The organism is Streptomyces sp. NPDC029466, assembly GCF_055574515.1.
Genome location: NZ_JBVHZH010000010.1, coordinates 93,618 through 118,138 on the forward strand (window position 1 = coordinate 93,618; position 24,521 = coordinate 118,138).

Here is a 24,521-nt window from a genome sequence, read left to right on the forward strand (position 1 = left end):
AGAGACCTTGGGAGGGTTGCATGTCATATGACTGGGAATGGGTCGTTATGGGGTGTGACTCGGGCCACGCAGATTGGGCGTAACGCTCTTCAGGGAAGCGCGATGACTTAAGAGGTGATAGCCGAGGAGGGAATACGAGCGGCGTTCGTGACGCTGTTCAACTCCCCGGTTGCCCCTGCGCCGTCGGTCCATCCCCACCGGCGGTCGTCGGCTCCGATCCACAGTGGACGGGGTCGGAAGCCGTTTCCATCGTTCCGAGAGGTTGTTCGTGTCGGCCAGCACATCCCGTACGCTCCCGCCGGAGATCGCCGAGTCCGAGTCTGTGATGGCGCTCATCGAGCGGGGAAAGGCAGATGGGCAGATCGCCGGCGATGACGTGCGTCGGGCCTTCGAGGCTGACCAGATTCCGCCAACCCAGTGGAAGAACGTTCTGCGCAGCCTCAACCAAATCCTCGACGAGGAGGGTGTGACGCTGATGGTCAGTGCCGCAGAGGCGCCCAAGCGCACCCGCAAGAGCGTCGCAGCGAAGAGTCCGGCGAAGCGCACCGCCACCAAGACCGTCGCGGCCAAGGCCGCCACGGTCAAGAAGACCACCGCAGCCGCGGCCCCCGCCCCCGTGGCGGACCCGTCGGCCGGTGAGTCCGAGTCCGCGCCTGCGAAGAAGGCAGCGGCGAAGAAGACGACCACCAAGAAGGCGGTCGCGAAGAAGACCACGGCCAAGAAGGCCACTGCAAAGAAGACCGCGTCCAAGAAGGACGTCGACGAGCTGCTCGACGAGGACGTGACCGAGGAGACCCCGGCGCCCGGTAAGGGCGACGCCCCCGAGGCCGCCGAGGGCGCGGAGAACGCCGGCTTCGTTCTGTCCGACGACGACGAGGACGACGCCCCGGCCCAGCAGGTCGCCGCGGCCGGCGCCACCGCCGACCCGGTCAAGGACTACCTCAAGCAGATCGGTAAGGTCCCGCTCCTCAACGCCGAGCAGGAGGTCGAGCTCGCCAAGCGCATCGAGGCCGGCCTGTTCGCCGAGGACAAGCTGGCGAACTCCGACAAGCTCGCTCCCAAGCTCAAGCGCGAGCTGGAGATCATCGCTGAGGACGGCCGCCGGGCGAAGAACCACCTCCTGGAGGCCAACCTCCGTCTGGTCGTCTCCCTGGCCAAGCGGTACACCGGCCGCGGCATGCTCTTCCTGGACCTGATCCAGGAGGGCAACCTCGGTCTGATCCGTGCGGTCGAGAAGTTCGACTACACCAAGGGCTACAAGTTCTCGACCTACGCGACGTGGTGGATCCGCCAGGCCATCACCCGCGCCATGGCCGACCAGGCCCGTACGATCCGTATCCCCGTCCACATGGTCGAGGTCATCAACAAGCTCGCGCGCGTCCAGCGCCAGATGCTCCAGGACCTGGGCCGTGAGCCCACCCCGGAGGAGCTGGCCAAGGAGCTCGACATGACCCCTGAAAAGGTCATCGAGGTCCAGAAGTACGGCCGTGAGCCGATCTCGCTGCACACCCCGCTGGGCGAGGACGGCGACAGCGAGTTCGGTGACCTCATCGAGGACTCCGAGGCAGTCGTCCCGGCCGATGCGGTCAGCTTCACGCTTCTCCAGGAGCAGCTGCACTCGGTGCTGGACACCCTCTCCGAGCGTGAGGCCGGCGTCGTGTCCATGCGCTTCGGTCTCACCGACGGCCAGCCCAAGACGCTGGACGAGATCGGCAAGGTCTACGGCGTCACGCGTGAGCGGATCCGCCAGATCGAGTCGAAGACGATGTCGAAGCTGCGTCACCCGTCGCGCTCCCAGGTGCTGCGCGACTACCTCGACTAGTCCCACCCGTCCGGACGACATCACGAGCCCGGTCCTCCTAGCCGGAGGGCCGGGCTCGCGCTCGTCCGGGTGCGCCGGGCGGCCGATTGACTCACTCTGGGTATGCGCGCACTGCCCAGGAGTCAGGAGTCCGAATGCGTCCGACCGTCCACGCCGCCCTCGGAGCCCTCGCGCTGGTCCTCGCCCTGCCGGCGCCGGCGGCCGCGGACGAGGCGGTGATCGGCGGGAAGCCCGCACCGCTGGCGCACAGCCCCTGGGCGGTGGCGCTGGCCTCCCATGAGCGGTTCGGGGCCCAGCGCTCCGGACAGTTCTGCGGCGGGGTGCTCGTCGGGCACTCGACGGTGGTGACGGCGGCGCACTGCCTGAGCAAGGAGGTGCTGGGCGTCCCCTGGCGGCAGGTGCGGGACCTGCGGGTCGTCGTCGGACGCGACAACCTCTCCGGCGGCGGCGGACAGGAGCTCAAGCCCGCGAAGATCTGGGTGAACCCGCGCTACAACAGCTGGACCAACGACGGCGACATGGCCGTCCTCACGCTCGACAAGCCGATCCCGGACCGGCCCCTCCCGATAGCGGAACGGAACGACAGCGCCTACCGGCCGGGCAACGCGGCCACGGTCTACGGCTGGGGTGACACCACCGGCGGCGGCAGCTATGCGTCACACCTGCGGGCGGCGCACGTCAACGTGCTGCGGGATGCGATCTGTGCGCGGGCCTATCCAGGCAGTGCCGACGGCAAGTACAGAGCGCAGTCGATGCTGTGCGCGGGGGAGCCGTCCGGTGGCCGGGACGCCTGTCAGGGGGACAGTGGCGGGCCGCTGGTCGTGGGCGGTCGGCTGGTGGGCCTGGTGTCGTGGGGGACCGGCTGCGGTCAGGCAGGCAGTCCTGGGGTCTATACGCGCGCCTCAGCGCTGCTCCCGGCCGTGGCCGCACACGGGGCCGACTGAGGTGGTGCGGGAGCTGTCAGCCATGGGTGAGCGCACGAGTGCGGGCGGCCTCCCCGGTGGTGTCGGGGAGGCCGCCCGCGTACGGCCCTGGGCCGCTGCTCGCTCGTCGTGGATGCGAAGTGTCAGCGTTCCTCATCGGACGCGGACGCCGGAGAAGCGGTCAGCCGCTCCGTCTCGTCCTGTATTTCCGCGGCGATCTTCTTGAGTTCTGGCTCGAACTTGCGACCGTGGTGGGCGCAGAAGAGCAGTTCTCCGCCGGACATCAGGACGACGCGCAGGTATGCCTGGGCGCCGCAGCGGTCGCAGCGGTCAGCGGCCGTCAGCGGGCTCGCGGGTGTCAGAACAGTAGTCACGTCGCCTCTTCTCTAGCTCGACGAGCTGTCGTACCAGGGTCAACATCCAACCAGGCCGAAAACGTTCCCGCTCGTGCCTTTTCCTCGAAAAAAGTTCTTCGAGGGGGCCGGGTGCTGCCGGGTGGCGGCGAATGAGCCGTATTGCTTGGTGGTCTGATTCACGTTGGTTGTTGGTCTGTCCCCCCGGCTGGCTTGCCGGTTGTTGATGAGGACGTGCCCGGAGCCTAAATGGTTCATGCCTCGAAGGGAACGTGATGTGCACGTCACTCGGACGTCACCCCAACGAGGGATCGAACGTACGAGCGAAATTCTACTACCATGGCCATGCTTACGGGTGGCGTCACATCGGCTCTACCAGGCCTCGGTACCCTCTGACCGGCGACACCGCCACAACCGAGTCCGCGGAATGCGGACTGCCAGAAATTCAGCGAGGAGCGAACCGCGTGACCGCCGAGATGTCCGTGCCGTCCACCGCAGTGCTGACCGGGGCAGACCGGGACGGTTCCAACTACACCGCGCGGCATCTGCTCGTCCTCGAGGGGCTCGAAGCTGTCCGCAAGCGCCCCGGCATGTATATCGGCTCGACGGACAGCCGGGGGTTGATGCACTGCCTCTGGGAGATCATCGACAATTCCGTCGACGAGGCACTGGGCGGCTACTGCGATCACATCGAGGTGATCCTCCACGACGACGGGTCGGTGGAGGTCAGGGACAACGGCCGGGGCATCCCCGTCGATGTCGAGCCCAAGACCGGTCTCAGCGGCGTCGAGGTCGTGATGACCAAGCTGCACGCCGGCGGAAAGTTCGGCGGCGGCTCGTACGCGGCCTCCGGCGGCCTGCACGGCGTCGGCGCCTCGGTCGTCAACGCGCTGTCCGCCCGGCTGGACGTCGAGGTGGACCGCAGCAGCAAGACGCATTCGATCAGCTTCCGCCGCGGCGTTCCCGGGATCTTCACCGAAACCGGTCCCGACGCCCCCTTCGATCCGGGCAACGGCCTGCTCAAGGGCAAGCGGATCGCCAAGACGAAGACCGGCACCCGGGTGCGCTACTGGGCCGACCGGCAGATCTTCCTCAAGGACGCCAAGCTCTCCCTGGAGACGCTGCACGCCCGAGCCCGCCAGACGGCCTTCCTCGTGCCGGGCCTGACCCTCGTGGTCCGTGACGAGCGTGGCATCGACGGCGCCGGAAAGACCGAAGAAACATTCCGCTACGACGGCGGTATCAGCGAATTCTGCGAGTACCTCGCGCAGGACAAGGCCGTCTGCGACGTGCTCCGGCTGGCCGGCCAGGGAACCTTCAAGGAGACCGTGCCGGTTCTCGACGACCGCGGTCACATGACACCGACCGAGGTCACCCGGGAACTGGGCGTCGATGTCGCGCTGCGCTGGGGCACCGGCTACGACGCGACGGTCAAGTCGTTCGTCAACATCATCGCGACGCCCAAGGGCGGCACCCACGTCTCCGGCTTCGAGCGGTCGGTCACCAAGACCGTCAACGAGGTGCTGCGGTCGAGCAAGCTGCTCAGGGTCGCCGAGGACGACGTCGTCAAGGACGACGCCATGGAGGGCCTCACCGCCGTTGTGACCGTACGGCTCGCGGAGCCGCAGTTCGAGGGGCAGACCAAGGAGGTGCTCGGCACCTCCGCCGCCTCGCGGATCGTCGCCCAGGTGGTCAGCCGGGAACTCAAGGCGTTCCTGACCTCCACCAAGCGGGACGACAAGCAGCAGGCGCGCTCCGTCCTGGAGAAGATCGTCGCCGCGGCCCGGACGCGCATCGCCGCCCGTCAGCACAAGGAGGCCCAGCGGCGGAAGACGGCGCTGGAATCCTCCTCGCTGCCGGCCAAGCTCGCGGACTGCCGCAGCGACGACGTCGACCGCAGCGAGCTGTTCATCGTCGAGGGAGACTCGGCGCTGGGCACCGCCAAACTGGCGCGCAACTCGGAGTTCCAGGCCCTGCTGCCGATTCGCGGCAAGATTCTGAATGTCCAGAAGTCATCGGTTTCGGACATGCTCAAGAACGCCGAGTGCGGTGCCATCATCCAGGTCATAGGGGCCGGCTCGGGCCGTACGTTCGACATCGACACCGCCCGCTACGGCAAGGTCATCTTCCTGGCCGACGCGGACGTCGACGGCGCCCACATCCGCTGTCTGCTGCTGACCCTCTTCCAGCGCTACATGCGCCCGATGGTCGAACAGGGCCGGGTGTTCTCCGCCGTCCCGCCGCTGCACCGCGTCGAACTGATCAACCCCAAAAAGGGCCAGGAAAAGTACATCTACACGTACTCGGACAACGAACTGCGCCAGACCCTGCTCGAACTCCAGCGCAAGAAGGTGCGCTACAAGGACAGCATCCAGCGTTACAAGGGCCTGGGCGAGATGGACGCCGACCAGCTCGCCGAGACGACCATGGACCCGCGCCACCGCACCCTGCGTCGCATCAACATCAGCGACCTCGAAGCGGCGGAGAAGGCCTTCGATCTCCTCATGGGCAATGAAGTCGCCCCCCGTAAGGAGTTCATCACCAACTCCGCGTCCACTCTGGACCGTTCGCGCATCGACACCTAAGGGGCCGCAGCTCCCGGCGGGCGCCTCTCCACCCCTGGGTGGACAGGCGCCCGTCGCCGTTTCCACCCGGACCCCACCCTGGCTCCGATTCGGGCGGCAGCACCGCTCCGTAGCGCCGGGACGGTCCAATTCGCCGTCCCCAGGAGGGTCAGGTCGTGAGCGGCTTGCTCGACATCGTTGTGATCACCGCGGCTGTTGCGCTGGTGTTCGTCCGTCAGTTCAGGGTGGCCTCGGCGCGCAACGCGTCACTTCGGAGAGCAAAACGTGGTGGCTGATACCGCTCGCCCTGACGGTCGTGGCGGTGCGGGTGCCCGGCCTTCTGGACCCCGCACACCACACGGCGTCCGCCGCCCTGCTCGGCGTGGAGGTCTCGATTGGGCTGGCCTGCGGCGTGGGCTGGGCCCGGACGACGCGCATCTGGTCCGACGCGGACGGTGTCGTGTGGACCGAGGGCGGCTGGGCGGCGGCCGACGTGTGGTTCTGCGGTCTGGTGCTGCGCCTCGCCCTCCTGGGCTTTGCCGTGGTCATGGGCGTCCACCAGGGCAGCGCGGCCACCATGCTCTCCGTGGCCGCAATGCTGCTGGTGGGGCCACCCTGTGGCGGGCCCAGGCGGTGCAGCAGAAGCACCGTGCCCCGTCGCGTGCTGAGGCCGTGAGCGCGCCGCGAAAGGACCGTACGTGCTGTTGACCTCCTGGACGAGCTGGCCGCTGCGGGGGTCGCTGTCCCGTGAGGGGGTGACCGGCGCCGGATGTGGGTCTGCCGGGCGGTGCGCGTCGTGGTGGTCGCTAGCGACCGCCGCCATCACCGTGGGCCTGGGCCGGCAGCCGCCGGGCTTTGTCGTGTGCCTCGGCGTCCAGCCGTATCACGTAGCCCGCGCACCGGCGAGGTCGAAGCCGAAGGCCGCGGTCGGGCGCGATCCGCCCGCGTTCGGTGAGCGCCGCCGATTCGGCTCCGCGGAGATCCACGATGTGCTCGCCCATAGCCTCAGCGCCCAACTGGTGCACCGGAGGTGGTACGGCTGCTCATCCAGCGCAGCGTCGACCTTGAAGCCGACCGTGACCAGCTCCTGGAGCGGGTCACGGCGCGCCGGGGGATGGCCCGAGAAGGGCTTGAAGGTACCCGTGAGGCGCTTTCCCCGCCGCCGGGGATGGGTGACCCGGTCGAGGACTTCCTGAGCCGCCTGACCGCCGCTGAGGGCGCTCAGCTGAAGGTGACGGGTGAGGCCCGCACCGTGCCGGCGGAAGCGGGCCTCGCGGTCCGCAGGGTCGCCCAGGAAGCGCTGACGAACGTGCGCAAGCACGCTCCGGGAGCCCGGGTGAGCGTGCGGCTGGAGTACGGGACGGATGACGTGGGCTCGAGGTGCGCGACTCCGGTGGCCGTGGCAAGCCCGTGAGCTCGTCGAGAGCGGCTCCGGATACGGTCTGCCCGGAATGCGGGAGCGCGCGCGGAACTCCTCGGCGGAACGCTGGAGTCCGGCCCCGATGGAGACGGATTCGTGGTGAGGTTGCGGGTGCCCGCATGACGGAGCGCACGGTGGCACGGGGCGTGGTCGCTGACGACCAGACGGTGGTGCGCGAGGGAATCGTGATGCTGCTGAGGCTGCTGCCCGGCATCGAGGTCGTGGGAACGACCGCCGACGGTGAGGAGGCGGTCCGCCTCGTCGTGGAACTCGCCCCCGGCCTCGTCCTGATGGACCGGCGGATGTCACGCTGCGACGGCGTCCAGGCCACCCGCCGCATTCGTCTCGAGCACCCTGGTACCCAGGTCGTGGTGCTCACCACCCATGCGGACGACGACTCGCTCTTTCCCGCTCTCCAGGCGGCGCAGGCGGCCACCTGACCAAGGACGCCGACAGCGACTAGATCGTCCGTGCCATCGACGATGTGCTCTCGGGGGAGGCCGGCCTGTCGCCCAGGATCCAGCGCAGGCTCCTGGAGCGCTTCACAGGGCCCATGAGTTGCCAGCCGCGTCCCTCGGGCGAGCCGCCGGACGGGCTGACCGCCCACGAGGCGGAGGTGCTGCGGCTGATCGCCGAGGGGCGGTCCAATCCCGAAAACGCGCGCACACTGCACGTTTGCACGGCGACCGTGAAGACCCACAGCAACAATCTCTTCGCCAAAGCGGGGCTATGGGACCGGCCCCAGGTCATCCACTACGCGTACCGCCTAGGTCTCGCAAAGCCGACCGGGTAACCCCTCACCTGATGGGGTGAAGGATTCGCAATGAAGCATCCCGGATCTTCCTTTCTGTCCACCCTTGGGCCGCACGGACAACAGCCCCGTGCATCAAGGAGAGTTCGGTGGACAAGCAGGACGGCCGCTCGGTCGGTGAGCCAGGGGCCCTACGGCTCGACGACCCCTGGTACGACACTCTCGCCTCCGGGTGGGGCGAACTGGACGACGCGGCGGAGACGACGGACAGGTGGGGTGAGACGCAGCCACCGCCCCCGGTACCGGCGCCGGGACCGCGGTCCGCGCCGCACGACGAGGTCTACCTGACGGTGCAGCGAAGCGCAGCCTTCCAAGAGGTGCGTCGCCGCTACCGGCGCTTCGTCCTGCCGGGCACGGTGATCTTCCTGGTCTGGTACCTCGCCTACGTGATCGCGGCGACCGCCGCGCAGGGCCTCATGGCCCACCGCGTTGCAGGGGCCCTGAACGTCGCGATGCTCGCCGGCCTCGGCCAGTTCGCCACCACCTTCCTGCTCACCTGGGCGTACGCGCGCCATGCCCGGCTGCGCAGAGACAGCGCGGCGCTCGACATCCGCTGGGAAACCCAGGAACTGACCGGAGGGAACACCCGGTGACCGGTGACCACCAGACCCTCGCGCTGCTCTTGTTCAGCGTGTTCATCGCCGTCACCCTGGCGATCACCACCTGGGTGAGCCGCCGCAGGCGCGGTTCCACCGAGGAGTTCTACGCGGGCGGAAGACTCTTCTCGCCCATGGAGAATGGCTTCGCCATCGCGGGGGACTACATGTCCGCCGCCTCCTTCCTCGGCATCTCCGGACTCATCGCCCTCTTCGGATACGACGGCCTGCTGTACTCGGTCGGCTTCCTCGTCGCCTGGCTCATCGTCCTGTTCCTCGTCGCCGAACTGGTCCGCAACTGCGGCAGGTTCACTCTCGCCGACGTCGTCGCCGCCCGGATGCGGGAACGCCCCGTCCGTGTCGCGGCCGGCGCGGCCTCCGTCACCGTGTCGGTGCTCTATTTGGTGGCACAAATGGTCGGTGCCGGCAGTCTGGTCGCCCTGCTCGTGGGGAGCGCCGGCCAGCAGGCCCGTACCTGGATGGTGATCGGGGTCGGCGCCCTGATGGTGGTCTACGTTGCCTTCGGCGGCATGCGGGCCACGACCTGGATCCAGGTCGTCAAAGCCGTACTCCTCATGGGCGGTGCGGTCGCACTGACCGTCCTGGTACTGGTCCGCTTCCACGGCGACATCAACGCACTGCTGAACACCGCCGCCGAACGCAGTGGCCACGGTCGCGACTTCCTCGCACCCGGTCTCAAATACGGCGGCGACTGGACCTCGCGGCTCGACTTCATCAGCCTCGGCATCGCACTCGTCCTGGGCACCGCCGGACTGCCGCACATCCTCTCCCGCTTCTACACCGTGCCCACGGCGCGCTCCGCCCGTCGCTCCGTCGTATGGTCCATCGGTCTGATCGGTGGCTTCTACCTGATGACTATCGTGCTCGGGTTCGGTGCCGCCGCAGTACTGGGCAGCGATGCTGTCCGGGCGTCCAATACGGCAGGCAACACCGCTGTCCCGCTGCTCGCCCTCGATCTGGGAGGCGGCGCCGGTTCGACCGGAGGGACGGTGCTCTTCGCTGTGGTGGCCGCGGTCGCGTTCGCCACCATCCTGGCCGTGGTCGCCGGCATCACGCTCGCGTCGTCGGCCTCAGTGGCACACGACCTGTATGCCTCCCTACGACGCCCGCGCGACACCGCGCAGGAGGCTCAGCGCGCCGAGGTGACCGTGGCCCGCATCGCGGCGGTGGTCGTCGGTGCTGTCGCCATCGGCCTCGCCCTGCTCGCCCAGGACTTGAATGTGGCCTTCCTAGTGGGGCTGGCGTTCGCCGTCGCTGCGTCGGCCAATCTGCCGGTTCTGTTGTTCACCCTCTTCTGGCGACGCTTCACGACCCGGGGCGCGGTGTGGTCCGTATACGGCGGTCTGATCCCGGCCATCACTCTGGTCGTCCTTTCGCCGGTGGTCTCAGGAAGCCCGGAGGCCCTCTTCCCCGGACTGGACTTCGCCGTCTTCCCACTCGACAACCCCGGTGTCGTGTCGATCCCGCTGGGCTTCCTGATGGGCTGGCTGGGAACGGTGCTCTCCCCGGAGCCCGCGGACGAGGCACGACACGCGGAGACGGAGGTACGGGCGCTCACGGGGGCGGGGGCGGCCTAGGGGCTTGTCCGGCGGGGCAGTGGTGGCCACCATGCCCTGACGACACAGGACCAGACGGGGCGGAGCTGCTGCCTCCCCCTGGGCCCGTGGCCCGCCTTCCAGTGCCCCTGCTGAATGCCTAGACCCACTCGTAGCGGTGCTCAGGGCGGCCGGTCTCGCCGTACCTGAGCGTGAGGCGCACCCGCCCGGCGCGTTCCAAGAGTTTGAGGTAGCGCTGGGCGGTCTGCCGACTCAGCCCCGCCTGAAGGGCGACGTCCTGCGCGGACAGCGGGGTGTCCGCGGAGCGCAGCACCGAGCGGACGCGGTCGGCGGTGGCGGTGGAGTGCCCCTTCGGCAACTCGGCGGAGCCGGCGTTGGCCGTTCCCAACGCCCCGAAGATCCGGTCCACTTCGGACTGCTCCGCCTGCCCGCCGCCCGCAAACGTGCGGTGCAGCGCCGCGTAGCCCTCCAACTTGGAGCGCAGGCCTGCGAAGGTGAACGGCTTGACCAGGTACTGCAACGCCCCGTGGCGCATCGCTGCCTGCACGGTGGCGATATCGCGCGCCGCAGTCACCATGATCACGTCTGTGAGCAGACCGCGACGCCGCAGCTCGCTCACCAGTTGAAGGCCTGTTCTGTCGGGGAGGTAGTGGTCCAGGAGGATCAGGTCGACGGGGTGCGTCTCAAGGGCGGTGAGGGCTTCCGCAGCGGTGTGCGCGAGGCAACTGACACGGAACCCCTCGATTTTGGCGACGTAGGCCGCATTGATCTTCGCGACGTGTACATCGTCGTCCACGACCAGTACGTCGATCATCGGCCGGCCTCCGTGGCGTCTTCGGGGCGGCGTGTGCGCGTTACGGCCCGTCTGGTGGTGTGCGCGTCCCGGATTGCCTTCTGTGGGGCTGCTTTACGGGGCTCGGGAAGCTCATCGGACAGTGCGTCGGGGACCGTCACGGTGAATACCGCGCCGCCTCCGGGGCGCTCGCCGACCTCGGCGCTGCCTCCGTAGCGCTCGGCGAGTCGGCGTACGAGTGCCAGGCCGATGCCGCGCTGCCCGTGAGCGGGTGGCTCCTTGGTCGTCCATCCCTCGGTGAAGATTTCCGCGCGACGTTCCTCGGGCACACCCGGCCCGTTGTCACTGACGCGCACCACAGCGGTCCGGCCGTCTGCGCGGATCTCCGCTTCCAGTTGGGCGTCGCGCTCACCCGATGTGGCATCCAGGGCGTTGTCGATGAGATTCCCGAGGATGGTGACCAGGCTGGGCGGTTCGACCAGACGGTCGGGCAGGTGGGTCTCGGGGGAGACGCTCAGGGAGACGCCGCGCTCGGTGGCGACGGTGGCTTTGCCCACCAGGAGCGCGGCAAGCAGTGGATCGTGGATGCGCTCGGTGACCTGCTCGGCGGTCGCGCGGTGCACCCCCACAGCCTGTGTCACGAACTCCACGGCTTCCTCGTGCAGCCCGAGTTCGAGCAGGCCGAGCAGGGTGTGCAGCCGGTTGGCGTGCTCGTGGTCCTGGGCGCGAAGGGCGTCGATGAGGCCGCGGGTTCCATCCAGTTCGCGGCCCAGTCGCTCCAGTTCGGTGCGGTCGCGCAGGGTGACCACGGCACCGCCGTCATCGGTCGGCATGCGGTTCGCTACCAGGACCCGCTGGCCGCTTACGGCCAGCAGGTCCGCCCCCGACACCCGACCGGCCAGAACATCGGTGGTGCGGCCCGGTGGCAGGGCTGCTTCCAGGGAACGTCCGGTGTCCTCGGTGCGGAGATCCAGGAGGCGCTGCGCCTCGTCATTCATGAGGCGGATGCGCCCGTGTTTGTCGAGCGCGAGAAACCCCTCGCGGATGCCGTGCAGCATCGCCTCCCGCTCGGCGAGCAGCGCGGAGATGTCGGAGAAGGCCAGGTCATGGGTGCGGCGCTGGAGACGGCGGGAAACGAGATAGGCGGCGAGAGCACCTACGCCGAGTGCTCCGCCCGCGTAGGCGAGCAGCTGGGGGACGGTGGAGAGCAGCCGTTCCTGCACGCTTTCGTACGCGATGCCGACAGAGACGGCGCCCACGACATTGCCGTCCTCGTCACGGAGCGGGACCTTGCCGCGCGCGGACCGGCCGAGGGTGCCCTCGTCGATCTGCATGACGTCTTGGCCGGAGAGCGCGGCGCTCGGATCAGTCGAGACATGGTGCCCGATCTCGTCGGGGTCGGTGTGGGACCAGCGCACACCCCGTCTGTCCATGATCACCACGTACTCGGCGCCAGTGGCGGCGCGAATCCGCTCCGCCTCGTTCTGCACGGGTCCATGGCGAGTCGGACGGGAGGACTCCAGGGCGTCGTCGAGGTGTGTCTCAGCCGCGGTGGTCTGCGCGATCGCGAGAGCGCGGCGCATCGCCTGGTCATCGAGCTGCGCACTGAGCGGGGCGAGGAACAAGCCGGTTGCCAGTGCGGTGACACCGGCAGCGATGGCTAGCTGCACCATCAGGACCTGGGAGAACACCCGCCGCGGCCAGCCCAGCCGTGGCCGGGTACGGCGCGGCCCCGAGGTGGCCGGCTCTTGATTGACCGAGGCCGTAGTCTCGGCGGCCGGTCGACTGTCGGCCGTATCCGAGGCGCTGCCCGGCCTGTCGGTAGTGGTGTCGGGGACCGGCATGTCGGTGGGAAACGGCGCGAAACCCGAGGGCTCTCCACCGCTCGGGCGTGGAACCGACTCTTCCCTCTCGCCCATACGAACGAACAGTAAGCGCGGCGGTGGTCGGGTGGGTAATACCCGCTGGAGGGAATTCGGAGGGTGTCCGGACGGCCACTGGAATGTGACACCGCCCGCTCCCGAACCTGGGGCCAGGGCGGGATGCCTGCCTCGCTGCGCTATCGCCTAACCCAGGGCGAACACCCAGATCCCCCACGCCATCACGATCGCCCATGCCATGACGCCGACGGCCACCGCGAGGACGATGGCGCGACTCACGGCTGCCGGAGTCGGCGCGTCCATACGATCCCTCAACAGCAGGTCACCGATGTGTCGGCGTGGTCAGCGACCCGCTGCTTGCGCGGCGATTTCCCCTCGTACGGAAGGCGCAGGGCAGGTGCGCGTAGGCAAGGCCGGAGGAGCCACCAAGGGGAGTTATCCACAGGCCTTTTGGGCGCGGAGTGTGCACGCTTAGCCTCGCGTGGTGAGGCTGGCGGGGGTCTTGCTTGGGCGGTCAAGGCCGCCAGAGCGAGGCGAGGCGCGTCGTGCGTGCGTAGGAAGGAGCGGGCAATGAGGTCGGCGGGGGATGGCTGCGGTGCGGGGCGGCAGCGGTGGAAGCGGGTGGGTGGCGTACGGTTCGGCCGCCGAGGCGGGGCTGTACGGGCTCGACGCGGTTGGTCAGTGCGTTTCTCCTGCCGCCTCACCTGGTCCTGCGGCGGCCCTGCGGTACCGGAGGACGGCAACGGTGGGCCAGGCCCTGCTTCAGGTGGCCGGGATAGCCGGCCCACATACGGCCATCGGCCCGGCAAGCGGGAAGACCCGCACCTCGCGCGGGTGGGGGAAGCGAAGGCTGCCGGAGCGCTCGCGGACTGTCAGGGCAAGCCCGCGAGATCACCTGCTGGCGGCGGTCTGGGGCGTCCCGTGAAGCATGCCGTTCGCCGCGGTGACGGAGACAACCGCCATACGCGCCGGTGGACCGAGCGGCGCACCACAGCTAGCGGGCGCCGCAGCACCATCGGCCCGTTGTTCGACGGTGACCTGCCAGGTACGCCCGTCGGAGTGCGCGACGGTGACGACCCAGGCAGGGGAGGCTCCCACAACCATCGCGCTGCCCGGCGTCCGGCTGTTGGCCGGCTTGGGTTCGGGCCACATCGGGTCGGTCCGTACGACGTCGAGTGCGTCCGCCCGGTCCTCCGCGATCAGCCCGCGGACGGCAAGGTCAGCGGCCTGGCCCGGCCGGTCCCAGGCCGAGCGCCCGCGGCAATGGTCGCTCGTGATCCGTCCGTCGCGCGCCGCCTCCACAGCCTCCTTGACCAAGGGAGCCGAGGCGCGCCCGTAGGCGTAGCCGTAGGGGAGGACGAAAAGGGTCGGGGAGAAGCGGTGGCCACCGATGTGGGTGACCTCCCAGACCTCGGACCCGCCGGCGGCGAGCTCGGCGGCGAGCGGGCGGCCGAGCAGGGCACAGCAGCGGTCCCGCTTGCCGTTGGTGCAGACGAGAACCAGAGGTTCACCGATGTACGGCTCCCAGAGGCCGTGATGCTCTCCCGCGCCCAGGGTCGTGAAGTCCAGGTCGAGGGCGGCCCGCGGGTCGGTAACTGTGGTCGTCCGGATCCAGGAGCACCCGGGGGCGGTGTGCGCGAGGAACATACGTCGCCTGGAGGTGCCGTGACAGTCGGCGTGGCGTCCCGGCCGCCGGATAAGGGCAACGCGTACGCCTGTCCCCTCTGCCGCGGCTTCGAGGGCCCGGCCGACGTCAGGATCAAGGTGACTGTCCGTCAGCGCATGGGCGCCCCAGGGTCCTGTTTGCTCGATGAGCAGCCAGGTCCGGGCAGGCGCAGCGGTTCCGGCGAGCGATTCGGCCGATTCACGGGAAGCGGTGGCGCAGGTACTCACATAGGTGAGCCTAACCTCATCCGTCGGGAGTCGGCTTCCGGGTGGGCATCCAGGGGACGAGGGCGGGCGGAAGGAACTGGATGTTAGTGGGTGTCACACCGTGTGAGTCCCGGCGATGCCGATGCCGACCGCGTTTTGCTGGTGGCGTCTGAGCCGGCTCTGCCCCATCCCTCCGCGCGGCTGCCTTTCATGGCAACGGTTGTGGTGGGCGGGGCCCCTGGTACTGGCCGCTGGGGCGCATGCGGAGAGGACGTTCGGCGTATTCCTCCAGGGCGTGGGCGATCCAGCCGGCCGTTCGGGAGATGGCGAAGATGGTCTCGCCCGCCTCGGTCGGCATGCCCGTCGAGACGGTCAGTACGGCCAAGGCCAGGTCTACGTTGGCGTGCAAGTCCGTGTGCCGCGCCGTTGTGGTGATCACTTGACGGGCGGCCTCCAAGGCGGGGCGGGCCTGAGGTACGTCCTCCAGGAGCTTGAAGAGGGCGCGTGCTCGTGGGTCCTCGCCGCTGTAGAGGCGGTGGCCGAGGCCTGGTACCCGGCGGCCGGCCCGTAGGTGGTCGGCGACGACGGTGGCCGCGCTGCCGCGGTCCAGTACTTCCAGCAGCAACCGGTGAGCGAGGCCGCTCGCCGCGCCGTGCAGCACGCCGTCCAGCGCCCCGAAGCCGGCCGACACGATCGCGTACGGATGGGCACGGGCAGAGGCGGCGACCCGGACCGCGCAGGTCGAGGCAGCGAGGTCGTGGTCGATGAGCAGGACCAGCGCGGCGTCCAGGACGCGGAGTGCCGCGGCGTCGGCCGGTTCAGCGGTCAGTCGTGACCAGAGGCGTGGGGCGAGTGCGTTGGTGGTGCATTGCTTCGGGGCCTGTGGCGGCAAGGCGTCGACAAGGGTCGGGATGAGGCTGCGGGCGGTCTCGACGACGGTGGCCTCGGACAGGTCGAAGCGCAACGGGTCGGCGGCCGCGGCGGCGATCACGGCGACCCGTAGCCGGTCCATCGGTCCGCTGTGGGAGGGCAGCGCCTGGACGGCTCGTCGGGCGGCGGACAGGGCGTCCTGTGGCGCTGTGAAGTGGATGCCGGGCCGCAGCTCGCCGGTCCACAGCCACTCGGCGACTTCCTCGTAGCTGTAGTGGGCGGCGAGTTCCGAGGTGTCGACGCCGCGGAAGTAGCAGTGGTCGCGGTCGATCAGTGTGATGCCCGTACGGACGGCCAACTCGCCACCGGAGGCAGAAGTCTCGCGGCGTCCGGTACGGCGGGCGAGGGCGTCGACCTCCTTCACGTTGAAGGTGCTGCCGCGGCTGCCCGGCTCGCGGCGGCTGGTCAGCTGGCCGCGGCTGACATAGGCATACACCGTCTCCGGCTTCACGCCGAGCCGGTCGGCCGCCTCCCGGGTGCTCAGTCGCTGCCCGCCTGCGTCCTGCGCTGCTTCTCGATCCGCCATGAGGTCACCGTATCCAGGCCCATCCATATTGATTCAATCAACATTGACAACTATTGAGTCAAGCATAGACAGTCGGATCAATGTTCGGGTGAGAAGAGCAAGGAGATCAGCCATGCCGACCGCCAGGGTGAACGCAGCGATCGACGCTCCCCGCGGGCTTGCGGGCGTCATCGTCACCGAGACCCAACTGGGCGACGTACGGGGCACCGAGGGCTTCTACCACTACCGCCAGTACTCCGCCGTCGAGCTGGCCACCGCTCGCAGCTTCGAGGACGTCTGGTACCTGATGTTCCACGGGGAGCTGCCCGACGCCGCGCAGCTGGCGGCGTTCAAGGCCGAGACCGCCGCCCTGCGCACGCTGCCCGCGGCCGTGCGGGACGCGCTGCCCGCTCTCGCCCATGCCGGTGCGCTCTCCGGTCCGCTCGCCGGGCTGCGCACCGCACTGTCGCTGCTCGGCGCAACGGTGGGCTTCCGGCCGCTGTACGACCTCGACGCCGGCCACCGCCGTGCCGACGCGCTCGCCGCCTGCGCGGCCGTACCGACCCTGATCACCGCGCTGCACCGCCTCGGCCAGGGCCTGACCCCCGTCGAGCCGCGTGCGGACCTCGGCCACGCGGCCAACTACCTCTACATGCTCACCGGCGACGAGCCGGAGCCGGCGCAGGTCCGGGCCATCGAGGCGTATCTGATCTCCACCATCGACCACGGCTTCAACGCCTCGACCTTCACCGCACGCGTCATCACCTCCACCGGTGCCGACCTCGCGGCCTGTCTCGTCGGCGCCGTCGGTGCGCTCTCCGGGCCGCTGCACGGCGGTGCGCCCAGTCGCGCCCTGGACATGCTCGACGCCATCGGCACTCCTGACCGCATCGATTCATGGGTCCGTGACCGCGTGCGGCGTGGCGACCGGATCATGGGGTTCGGGCACTCCGTCTACCGCACCGAGGACCCGCGCTCCCGGATGCTGCGAGGTATCGCCGAGCGCTTCGGTGGCCCGCTGGTGGACTTCGCCGTCCAGGTGGAGGCGAGGGTCGAAAAGCTGCTGGCCGAGCTCAAGCCCGGCCGTGAGCTGCACATCAATGTGGAGCTCTACGCGGGCGTCGTCATGGAGCTGTGCGGCCTGCCGCGCGAGATGTTCACGCCCACCTTCTGCGCGGCCAGGGTGGTCGGCTGGAGTGCCAACATCCTGGAGCAGGCCCAGGATTCGAAGATCATCCGCCCCGCGGCCCGGTATGTCGGACCGCCCCCGCCGCAGGCGGTGCCCGTCGTCGCACCCCGCTAGCGGGGGAGGCCGCAGGGGGGCCGAGCCGAGCCCGTGGCGCCGGCGGTCCGTTACGATCGACAGCTCGTCCGCCGCCGGTCCGCGCGGCCCGCCACCCGCACCATGGAGGCGCCCCCTTGGCCACGCAACAGATCCCGGTCGTCGTGCTCGCGGGCTTCCTCGGGTCGGGCAAGACCACCCTCCTCAACCACCTCCTGGGCAACGGTGACGGCACCCGGATCGGCGCCATCGTCAATGACTTCGGCAGCGTCGAGATCGATGCCATGACCGTCGCCGGGCAGGTCGACTCGATGGTCTCGCTCGGCAACGGCTGTCTGTGCTGTGCGGTCGACACCAGCGAGCTGGACACCTACCTGGAGCGGCTGGCCCGCCCCACCGCCCGTATCGACGTGATCGTCATCGAGGCCAGCGGGCTGGCCGAGCCGCAGGAACTCATCCGGATGATCCTGGCCAGCGACAACGACCGGATCGTCTACGGCGGGCTGATCGAGGTCGTCGACGCCGCGGAGTTCGACGACACCCGGGTGCGGCATCCCGAACTGGACCGGCATGTGGCCATCGCCGACATCGTGGTGCTGAACAAGGCCGATCGCATCGGCGACGCGGCGCGGCAGTCACTCATGGACACGCTCGCCGACCTGGCTCCCGGCCGCCCGGTGATCTGCACCGCCTACGGGAGGGTCGATCCCGAGCTGTTCTTCGACCGCGGACCGGGCGAGGACCGCGACGCGGCCGTCCGCCAGCTGTCCTTCGAGGACCTGCTGCGCGAGGCCGCGGCGAACGGGGGCCCCGCCCACGACTCCGACGACCACTGCGGCCACCCCGGTGAGTGCGGCCACCCCGGCCACGCCCACCACGCGGGCCACCTCCACGCCGCCTACGAGAGCGTGGAGTTCACCTCCGCCGAGCCGATGCACCCGCGCCGTCTCATGGACTTCCTCGACAGCCGCCCGGCCGGCCTCTACCGCATCAAGGGCTTCGTCCACTTCGACGTACCGGAGAACCGCCAGAAGTTCACGGTGCACGCCGTCGGTGACTTCCTGCGCTTCTACCCCGCGCCGTGGCCGAAGGGCGAGGAGCGGTGCACCCAGCTCGTCATGATCGGCAGCGGTATCGACGCCCCGGCCCTGCGCAAGGAGCTGGAGAACTGCCGGGACAGCACACCCTCGGAAGCCGGTCCGAACAGCATGTGGGGTGTGCTGCGGTACGTGGCAGCACACGAGGAGACCGAGGACGAGTGACGCCGCCGGGCCGGTTCTCCACCGGCCCGGAGGCGTCGACCACGTCGGCCACCGCGGCTGCCGGTTACACCGGCCCCGCCAGCGCCGCCACCGGCTTCGTCAGCGGCACTCCCGAGCCGTCCCGGCGCGGATCCACCTCCGGAAGCTCGACCGGGGTGCCCTTGGCGTCCGCGGCCCGCACCGGAGCGGGCACCGCCCACGCCTGGGTCAGACAGTCCTCACCCTTCAGGAACCGCTGACAGCGCACCCCGCCGGTCGCCCGGCCCTTGCGCGGGTACTGGTCGAACGGGGTGAGCTTGGCCGTCGCCACCGAGTCGTCCAGCGTGCCGTGCGAGCCGGCGACCGTGAACACCATGGCGTCGGTGGCCGGATCGACCGCGGCGAACGAGATCACCTTCGCGCCCTCGCCCAGCTTGACGCCCGTCATGCCGCCCGCCGGCCGGCCCTGCGGCCGCACCTGCGACGCCGGATAGCGCAGCAGCTGAGCCTCGTTGGTGATGAAGACCAGGTCCTCCTCACCGGTGCGCAGCTCGACCGCGCCCACGATGCGGTCACCCTCCCTGAGGGTGATGACCTCCAACTCCTCCTTGTTGGCGGGGTAGTCGGGCACCACCCGCTTGACGACGCCCTGTTCCGTGCCGAGCGCCAGGCCCGGCGAGGACTCGTCCAGCGTGGTCAGACAGACCAGCTCCTCGCCGTCCTCCAAGGTGAGGAACTCCGAGAGCTGCGCCCCACCGGAGAGGCTCGGCGCCGCCGCGGTCTCCGGGAGCTGGGGCAGGTCGATCACCGAGATCCGCAGCAGCCGTCCCAGGGACGTCACGGCCCCCACCTCGCCACGGGTCGTCGCCGGCACCGCTGAAACGATCACATCGTGCTTGACGCGCTTGGCGTCGACGTCGAAGGTCATGTCCCCGGTGACCGTGCGTGCCAGCAGCCCCGTCGAGGAGAGCAGCACCCGGCACGGGTCGTCGGAGACCTCCAGCGGCACCGCACCGACCGCGGGGCCCGCCGACTCCAGCAGGACCGTGCGCCGGTCCGTGCCGTACTTCTTCGCGACCGCGGCCAGCTCGCCGGAGACCAGCTTGCGCAGCTCGGTGTCCGACTCCAGGATCGCCGTCAGCTTCTCGATCTCGTCCTGAAGCCGGTCACGCTCCGACTCCAGCTCGATACGGTCGAACTTGGTCAGCCGGCGCAGCGGGGTGTCGAGGATGTACTGCGTCTGGATGTCGCTCAGCGAGAAGCGCTCGATCAGCCGCTCCTTGGCCTGCGCGCTGTTCTCGCTGGAGCGGATGAGGCGGATGACCTCGTCGATGTCCACCAGGGCCGTGAGCAGGCCCTCGACCAGGTGCAGACGGTCGCGCCGCTTGGTCCGCCGGAACTCGCTGCGCCGGCGCACCACATTGAAGCGGTGGTCGACATAGACCTCCAGCAGCTCCTTCAGGCCCAGCGTCAGCGGCTGGCCGTCCACCAGCGCGACATTGTTGATGCCGAAGGACTCCTCCATCGGCGTGAGCTTGTAGAGCTGCTCCAATACGGCCTCGGGGTTGAAGCCGTTCTTGACCTCGATCACCAGCCGCAGGCCGTGCTCACGGTCGGTGAGGTCCTTGACGTCGGCGATGCCCTGGAGCTTCTTCGATCCGACCAGGTCCTTGATCTTGGAGATGACCTTCTCGGGGCCGACGGTGAAGGGGAGTTCGGTGACGACCAGGCCCTTACGGCGCGCGGTGACGTTCTCCACGGTGACCGTCGCACGGATCTTGAACGTGCCACGGCCCTTCTCGTACGCGTCCCGTACGCCGCCCAGACCCACGATCCGGCCGCCCGTCGGCAGATCGGGACCCGGCACGAAGCGCATCAGGGTGTCGAGATCGGCGTTGGGGTGCTTGATCAGATGGCGGGCCGCGGCGATGACCTCGCCCAGGTTGTGCGGCGGCATGTTCGTCGCCATACCGACGGCGATGCCGGAGGCGCCGTTGACGAGGAGGTTCGGGTACGCGGCCGGGAGGGCGGCCGGTTCCTGCTCCTGGCCGTCGTAGTTCGGCGAGAAGTCGACGGTGTCCTCGTCGATGGACTCCGTCATCAGGGACGTGGCGGACGCCATCCGGCACTCGGTGTACCGCATCGCGGCGGGCGGGTCGTCATTGCCCAGGGAACCGAAGTTGCCGTGGCCGTCCACGAGCGGCAGCCGCATGGAGAACGGCTGCGCCATGCGCACCAGCGCGTCGTAGATCGATGCGTCGCCGTGCGGGTGGAGCTTACCCATCACCTCGCCGACGACGCGGGCGCACTTGACGTAGCCGCGGTCGGGGCGCAGCCCCATTTCGTTCATCTGGTACAGAATGCGGCGGTGCACGGGCTTGAGCCCGTCGCGGGCGTCCGGCAGGGCGCGCGAGTAGATGACCGAATACGCGTACTCAAGGAAGGAACCCTGCATCTCGTCGACGACGTCGATGTCGAGGATCCTCTCCTCGAAGTCGTCCGGCGGCGGGGTCTTCGTGCTGCGGCGGGCCATCGCGGCTGCGGCTCCTTCTGCTGCGTCTACTGCCGATGTCGGGAAAGCGTCGGGTCAACCAGTCGGGTCAACCAGCTGGGGGATCGACCCGCGAGTATGTCTGAGTCTGACGCGGACCATTGTGGACCGCGCCACTGACAACGCCGACCGCGACTCCCCCTTCGGCCCCGCGGGAGCCGAGCGCGGCGTACGTTCGGGGCCGGTCGGACGGGAACTTCGCCAGATGCCGACGCGCTTGCATACAGTGACAGAACTTCCTCGCAAGCGGATCGAAGGGACGTACATGCCCATGGGTCACACGGCCACAGAACAAGCCGGCTCCGGCGGCCTGACAGCGACCGAGCACCGGCTGGCCAATGGCCTGCGCGTGGTGCTCTCCGAAGACCACCTGACCCCGGTCGCGGCGGTGTGCCTCTGGTACGACGTCGGCTCCCGCCACGAGGTCAAGGGCCGTACGGGCCTGGCTCACCTCTTCGAGCATCTGATGTTCCAGGGTTCCGCGCAGGTGAAGGGCAACGGCCACTTCGAGCTGGTGCAGGGCGCCGGCGGTTCGCTCAACGGCACCACGAGCTTCGAGCGCACCAACTACTTCGAGACCATGCCCGCCCATGAGCTGGAGCTCGCGCTCTGGCTGGAGGCGGACCGGATGGGCTCACTGCTGACCGCGCTCGACGAAGAGTCACTGGAGAACCAGCGCGACGTCGTCAAGAACGAACGCCGCCAGCGCTACGACAACGTCCCCTACGGCACGGCCTTCGAGAAGCTCACGGCCATGGCGTACCCCGAGGGCCACCCGTACCACCACACCCCCATCGGGTCGATGGCCGATCTGGACGCGGCGTCCCTGGAGGACGCGCGGGCCTTCTTCCGTACGTACTACGCGCCCAACAACGCCGTCCTGTCGGTCGTCGGCGACATCGACCCCGAGCGGACGCTGGCCTGGATCGAGAAGTACTTCGGTTCGATCCCCTCGCACGACGGCAAGCAGCCGCCCCGGGACGGCACCCTGCCCGACATCCTCGGCGGCGAGCTGCGCGAGGTCGTCGAGGAGGACGTGCCCTCCCGCGCCCTGATGGCGGCCTACCGCCTGCCGCACGACGGCACCCGTGAGGCGGACGCCGGTGACCTGGCGCTGACCGTTCTGGGCGGCGGCGAGTCCTCCCGCCTGTACAACCGGCTGGTGCGCCGCGACCGCAGCGCCGTCGCCGCCGGCTTCGGCCTGCTGCGGCTGGCCGGCGCCCCCTCGCTGGGCTGGCTGGATGTGAAGACGTCCGGCGGGGTCGAGGTGCCCGACATCGAGCGCGCGGTCGACGAGGAGCTGGCCCGGTTCGCCGCCGAGGGGCCGACGCCGGAAGAGATGGAGCGGGCGCAGGCCCAGCTGGAGCGTGAGTGGCTCGACCGGCTGGCCACGGTCAGCGGCCGCGCCGACGAACTGTGCCGCTTCGCCGTCCTGTTCGGTGACCCGCAGCTCGCGCTGACCGCCGTCCAGCGCGTGCTGGACATCACCCCGGAGGAGGTGCAGGCGGTCGCCAAGGCCCGGCTGCGCCCCGACAACCGCGCGGTGCTCGTCTACGAGCCCACCGAGCCGACCGACGCCGCCGACACCGAGGAAGGGGAGGCGGACCAGTGAGCGACGCCACCACCCACGCCGATTCCCCCGTGAGCACCATGGACTTCCACCCGCAGCCCCAGGGGGGCGCACCCAAGCCGTGGGCCTTCCCCGCCCCCGAGCGCAGCCAACTGCCCAACGGGCTCACCCTCCTGACGAGCCACCGTCCCGGCCAGCAGGTCGTCGCCGTCGAGATCAACCTCGTCGCGCCGCTGGACGCCGAACCCGAGGGCCTGGACGGCGTCGCCACGATCATGGCGCGTGCGCTGTCCGAAGGGACCGACACGCTGGACGCGGAGGAGTTCGCCGCCGAGCTGGAACGCTGCGGCGCCACCCTGGACGCGCACGCCGACCACCCCGGTGTACGGGTCTCCCTCGAGGTGCCGGTGTCCCGGCTGAACCGCGCGCTCGGCCTGCTCGCCGACGCGCTGCGGGCGCCCGCCTTCCCGGAGAGCGAGGTCGAGCGGCTGGTCCGCAACCGCCTCGACGAGATTCCGCACGAGCTCGCCAACCCGGCCCGCCGTGCCGCGATGTCGCTGTCCAAGGAGCTGTTCCCGGCCACCGCCCGCATGTCGCGGCCCCGGCAGGGCACCGAGGAGACCGTCGCGCGGATCGACGCCGCGGCCGTCCGTGCCTTCTACGACGCCCATGTACGGCCCGCCACGGCCACCGCCGTAGTGGTCGGTGACCTCACCGGCGTCGACCTCGACGCGGCGCTCGCCGGCACTCTCGGCGCCTGGACCGGCTCCACGGCCGAGCCGCTGACGGCCGCGCCGATCATCGCCGACGACACCGGCCGGGTGGTGATCGTGGACCGCCCCGGGGCCGTCCAGACGCAGCTGCTCATCGGCCGTATCGGTGCCGACCGGCACGACCGGGTGTGGCCCGCGCAGGTCCTCGGCACGTACTGCCTGGGCGGCACCCTCACCTCCCGTCTGGACCGCGTGCTGCGGGAGGAGAAGGGCTACACCTACGGGGTGCGGGCCTTCGGCCAGGTCCTGCGCTCCACCGCCCCCAGCTCCCCGGAGGGCTCCACGGGCGCCGCGCTGCTCGCCATCAGCGGCTCGGTGGACACCGGCTCCACCGGCCCGGCGCTCGAGGACCTGTGGAAGGTGCTGCGCACCCTCGCGGCAGAGGGGCTGACGGACGAGGAGCGGGATGTCGCCGTGCAGAACCTCGTCGGGGTCGCGCCGCTGAAGTACGAGACCGCGGCGGCCGTCGCGGGCACCCTCGCCGACCAGGTGGAGCAGCAGCTGCCGGACGACTTCCAGGCGCAGCTGTACGCCCGCCTCGCGGAGACCGGCACGGTCGAGGCGACCGCGGCGGCGGTCAACGCCTTCCCCGTGGACCGGCTGGTGACGGTCCTGGTGGGCGATGCGGCACAGATCGCCGAACCGGTCAAGGCGCTGGGCATCGGAGAGGTGACCGTCGTCAGCGGCTAGTCCCGCCGGTGTGACGGAAGGTCATATATCGACATGCGGCTCCCGTGGCACTTATCGGCCACGGGAGCCGCCGTATGTCCGGTTTATCGCGGCTGGTGCCCCGGTTCTTGTGGCATCCCGCACAAAAAAGCTGATCTGTTTGCCGATTGAAAGTTGCCCCGTTTAGCGTCAGTCCGGCTGTTCGTCACAAGTCCGCCACAACAGTGGCACCGGGCAGCCATCGCCGAGTCCCCGTACGGCGCGAGCCAGGGGAGCCGGGGACCCACATGTCCCTTGGGGTGAATCGGGCTCCTCTCCGAGGAGTCCGTAGGAGACCTTCCTGCTCCGAACCCGTCAGCTAACCCGGTAGGCGAGAAGGAGGGAAAGGA

Annotated in this window: 16 protein-coding genes, 2 pseudogenes and 1 riboswitch; of the genes and pseudogenes, 12 read left to right on the plus strand and 6 right to left on the minus strand. The window is 69.5% G+C overall.

The features are described from left to right. The first annotated feature begins 268 nt into the window (after positions 1–268). Positions 269–1,822, plus strand: a complete 1,554-nt coding sequence (locus tag ACZ4XD_RS11190; RefSeq protein WP_468040583.1) for an RNA polymerase sigma factor — start codon at positions 269–271, stop codon at positions 1,820–1,822. A 134-nt stretch (positions 1,823–1,956) separates the two neighbouring features. Next, complete coding sequence (locus ACZ4XD_RS11195) at positions 1,957–2,766, plus strand: serine protease (RefSeq protein WP_468040587.1); 810 nt, start codon at positions 1,957–1,959, stop codon at positions 2,764–2,766. Positions 2,767–2,888: 122 nt separating this feature from the next. Here ACZ4XD_RS11195 and ACZ4XD_RS11200 read toward each other — a convergent pair whose 3' ends face one another. Next, positions 2,889–3,119: a DUF7455 domain-containing protein gene (locus ACZ4XD_RS11200; protein ID WP_003981845.1), complete on the minus strand. Its 231-nt coding sequence runs from the start codon at positions 3,117–3,119 to the stop codon at positions 2,889–2,891. 443 nt (positions 3,120–3,562) lie between these two features. On the opposite strand from ACZ4XD_RS11200, the gene ACZ4XD_RS11205 reads away from it, so the two are divergent. The 6 genes and pseudogenes from ACZ4XD_RS11205 (at position 3,563) to ACZ4XD_RS11230 (ending at position 10,087) form a co-directional block, all read left to right on the plus strand. Beyond that, positions 3,563–5,683, plus strand: coding sequence for a DNA gyrase/topoisomerase IV subunit B (locus ACZ4XD_RS11205; RefSeq protein WP_468040594.1), 2,121 nt, complete (start codon positions 3,563–3,565; stop codon positions 5,681–5,683). Positions 5,684–5,990: 307 nt separating this feature from the next. After that, positions 5,991–6,338 carry a hypothetical protein gene (locus ACZ4XD_RS11210; RefSeq protein WP_468040597.1) on the plus strand — a complete coding sequence of 116 codons (348 nt, stop codon included), beginning with the start codon at positions 5,991–5,993 and terminating at the stop codon, positions 6,336–6,338. Positions 6,339–6,606: 268 nt separating this feature from the next. Further along, positions 6,607–7,205 (plus strand): annotated as a pseudogene (locus ACZ4XD_RS11215) (sensor histidine kinase); the annotation flags it as partial. Continuing rightward, positions 7,202–7,875 (plus strand): annotated as a pseudogene (locus ACZ4XD_RS11220) (response regulator). The pseudogenes ACZ4XD_RS11215 and ACZ4XD_RS11220, both read left to right, overlap by 4 nt. A gap of 107 nt (positions 7,876–7,982) precedes the next feature. Next, entirely contained in the window at positions 7,983–8,486 is a 504-nt protein-coding gene (locus ACZ4XD_RS11225; RefSeq protein ID WP_468040602.1) for a DUF485 domain-containing protein, read from the plus strand. Next, the gene (locus ACZ4XD_RS11230; protein ID WP_468040604.1) at positions 8,483–10,087 is read left to right on the plus strand and encodes a solute symporter family protein; all 1,605 of its coding nucleotides are present in this window, start codon (positions 8,483–8,485) and stop codon (positions 10,085–10,087) included. Before ACZ4XD_RS11225 ends, ACZ4XD_RS11230 begins: the two co-directional genes overlap by 4 nt. Before the next feature lie 118 nt (positions 10,088–10,205). Here ACZ4XD_RS11230 and ACZ4XD_RS11235 read toward each other — a convergent pair whose 3' ends face one another. From ACZ4XD_RS11235 to ACZ4XD_RS11250, 4 genes are all read right to left on the minus strand, one after another. Then, positions 10,206–10,880 carry a DUF7342 family protein gene (locus ACZ4XD_RS11235; RefSeq protein WP_468040609.1) on the minus strand — a complete coding sequence of 225 codons (675 nt, stop codon included), beginning with the start codon at positions 10,878–10,880 and terminating at the stop codon, positions 10,206–10,208. Continuing rightward, positions 10,877–12,703, minus strand: a complete 1,827-nt coding sequence (locus tag ACZ4XD_RS11240; RefSeq protein ID WP_468040612.1) for an ATP-binding protein — start codon at positions 12,701–12,703, stop codon at positions 10,877–10,879. Before ACZ4XD_RS11240 ends, ACZ4XD_RS11235 begins: the two co-directional genes overlap by 4 nt. Positions 12,704–13,630: 927 nt before the next feature. Beyond that, entirely contained in the window at positions 13,631–14,632 is a 1,002-nt protein-coding gene (locus tag ACZ4XD_RS11245; protein ID WP_468040616.1) for a sucrase ferredoxin, read from the minus strand. A gap of 187 nt (positions 14,633–14,819) precedes the next feature. After that, positions 14,820–16,067 (minus strand): citrate/2-methylcitrate synthase, encoded by a 1,248-nt coding sequence (locus tag ACZ4XD_RS11250; RefSeq protein WP_468040619.1) that lies wholly within the window; start codon positions 16,065–16,067, stop codon positions 14,820–14,822. A 112-nt stretch (positions 16,068–16,179) separates the two neighbouring features. On the opposite strand from ACZ4XD_RS11250, the gene ACZ4XD_RS11255 reads away from it, so the two are divergent. After that, a complete protein-coding gene (locus ACZ4XD_RS11255) occupies positions 16,180–17,349 on the plus strand; it encodes a citrate synthase (protein WP_468040621.1) in 1,170 nt (389 codons plus the stop codon). 116 nt (positions 17,350–17,465) lie between these two features. Next, positions 17,466–18,590, plus strand: a complete 1,125-nt coding sequence (locus tag ACZ4XD_RS11260) for a CobW family GTP-binding protein (RefSeq protein ID WP_468040625.1) — start codon at positions 17,466–17,468, stop codon at positions 18,588–18,590. Between the two features lie 64 nt (positions 18,591–18,654). Here the strand turns inward: ACZ4XD_RS11260 and ACZ4XD_RS11265 are convergent, their stop codons facing one another. Beyond that, positions 18,655–21,102, minus strand: a complete 2,448-nt coding sequence (locus ACZ4XD_RS11265; protein WP_468040628.1) for a DNA gyrase/topoisomerase IV subunit A — start codon at positions 21,100–21,102, stop codon at positions 18,655–18,657. A 289-nt stretch (positions 21,103–21,391) separates the two neighbouring features. On the opposite strand from ACZ4XD_RS11265, the gene ACZ4XD_RS11270 reads away from it, so the two are divergent. Further along, on the plus strand, positions 21,392–22,732 hold the full coding sequence (locus ACZ4XD_RS11270; protein ID WP_042159786.1) for a M16 family metallopeptidase: 1,341 nt from the start codon (positions 21,392–21,394) through the stop codon (positions 22,730–22,732). Positions 22,733–22,770: 38 nt separating this feature from the next. Continuing rightward, positions 22,771–24,153 carry a M16 family metallopeptidase gene (locus ACZ4XD_RS11275; protein ID WP_468040721.1) on the plus strand — a complete coding sequence of 461 codons (1,383 nt, stop codon included), beginning with the start codon at positions 22,771–22,773 and terminating at the stop codon, positions 24,151–24,153. Between the two features lie 211 nt (positions 24,154–24,364). Beyond that, positions 24,365–24,520: riboswitch (cyclic di-AMP (ydaO/yuaA leader) on the plus strand. The last annotated feature ends 1 nt before the right edge of the window (position 24,521 follow it).

Coding starts and splice junctions, on each gene's coding strand:
- ACZ4XD_RS11195 (WP_468040587.1), top strand. CDS start 1,957: ATGCGTCCGACCGTCCACGCCGCCCTCGGAGCCCTCGCGCTGGTCCTC.
- ACZ4XD_RS11235 (WP_468040609.1), bottom strand. CDS start 10,880: ATGATCGACGTACTGGTCGTGGACGACGATGTACACGTCGCGAAGATC.
- ACZ4XD_RS11240 (WP_468040612.1), bottom strand. CDS start 12,703: ATGCCGGTCCCCGACACCACTACCGACAGGCCGGGCAGCGCCTCGGAT.
- ACZ4XD_RS11250 (WP_468040619.1), bottom strand. CDS start 16,067: ATGGCGGATCGAGAAGCAGCGCAGGACGCAGGCGGGCAGCGACTGAGC.
- ACZ4XD_RS11255 (WP_468040621.1), top strand. CDS start 16,180: ATGCCGACCGCCAGGGTGAACGCAGCGATCGACGCTCCCCGCGGGCTT.
- ACZ4XD_RS11265 (WP_468040628.1), bottom strand. CDS start 21,102: ATGGCCCGCCGCAGCACGAAGACCCCGCCGCCGGACGACTTCGAGGAG.
- ACZ4XD_RS11270 (WP_042159786.1), top strand. CDS start 21,392: ATGGGTCACACGGCCACAGAACAAGCCGGCTCCGGCGGCCTGACAGCG.
- ACZ4XD_RS11275 (WP_468040721.1), top strand. CDS start 22,771: ATGGACTTCCACCCGCAGCCCCAGGGGGGCGCACCCAAGCCGTGGGCC.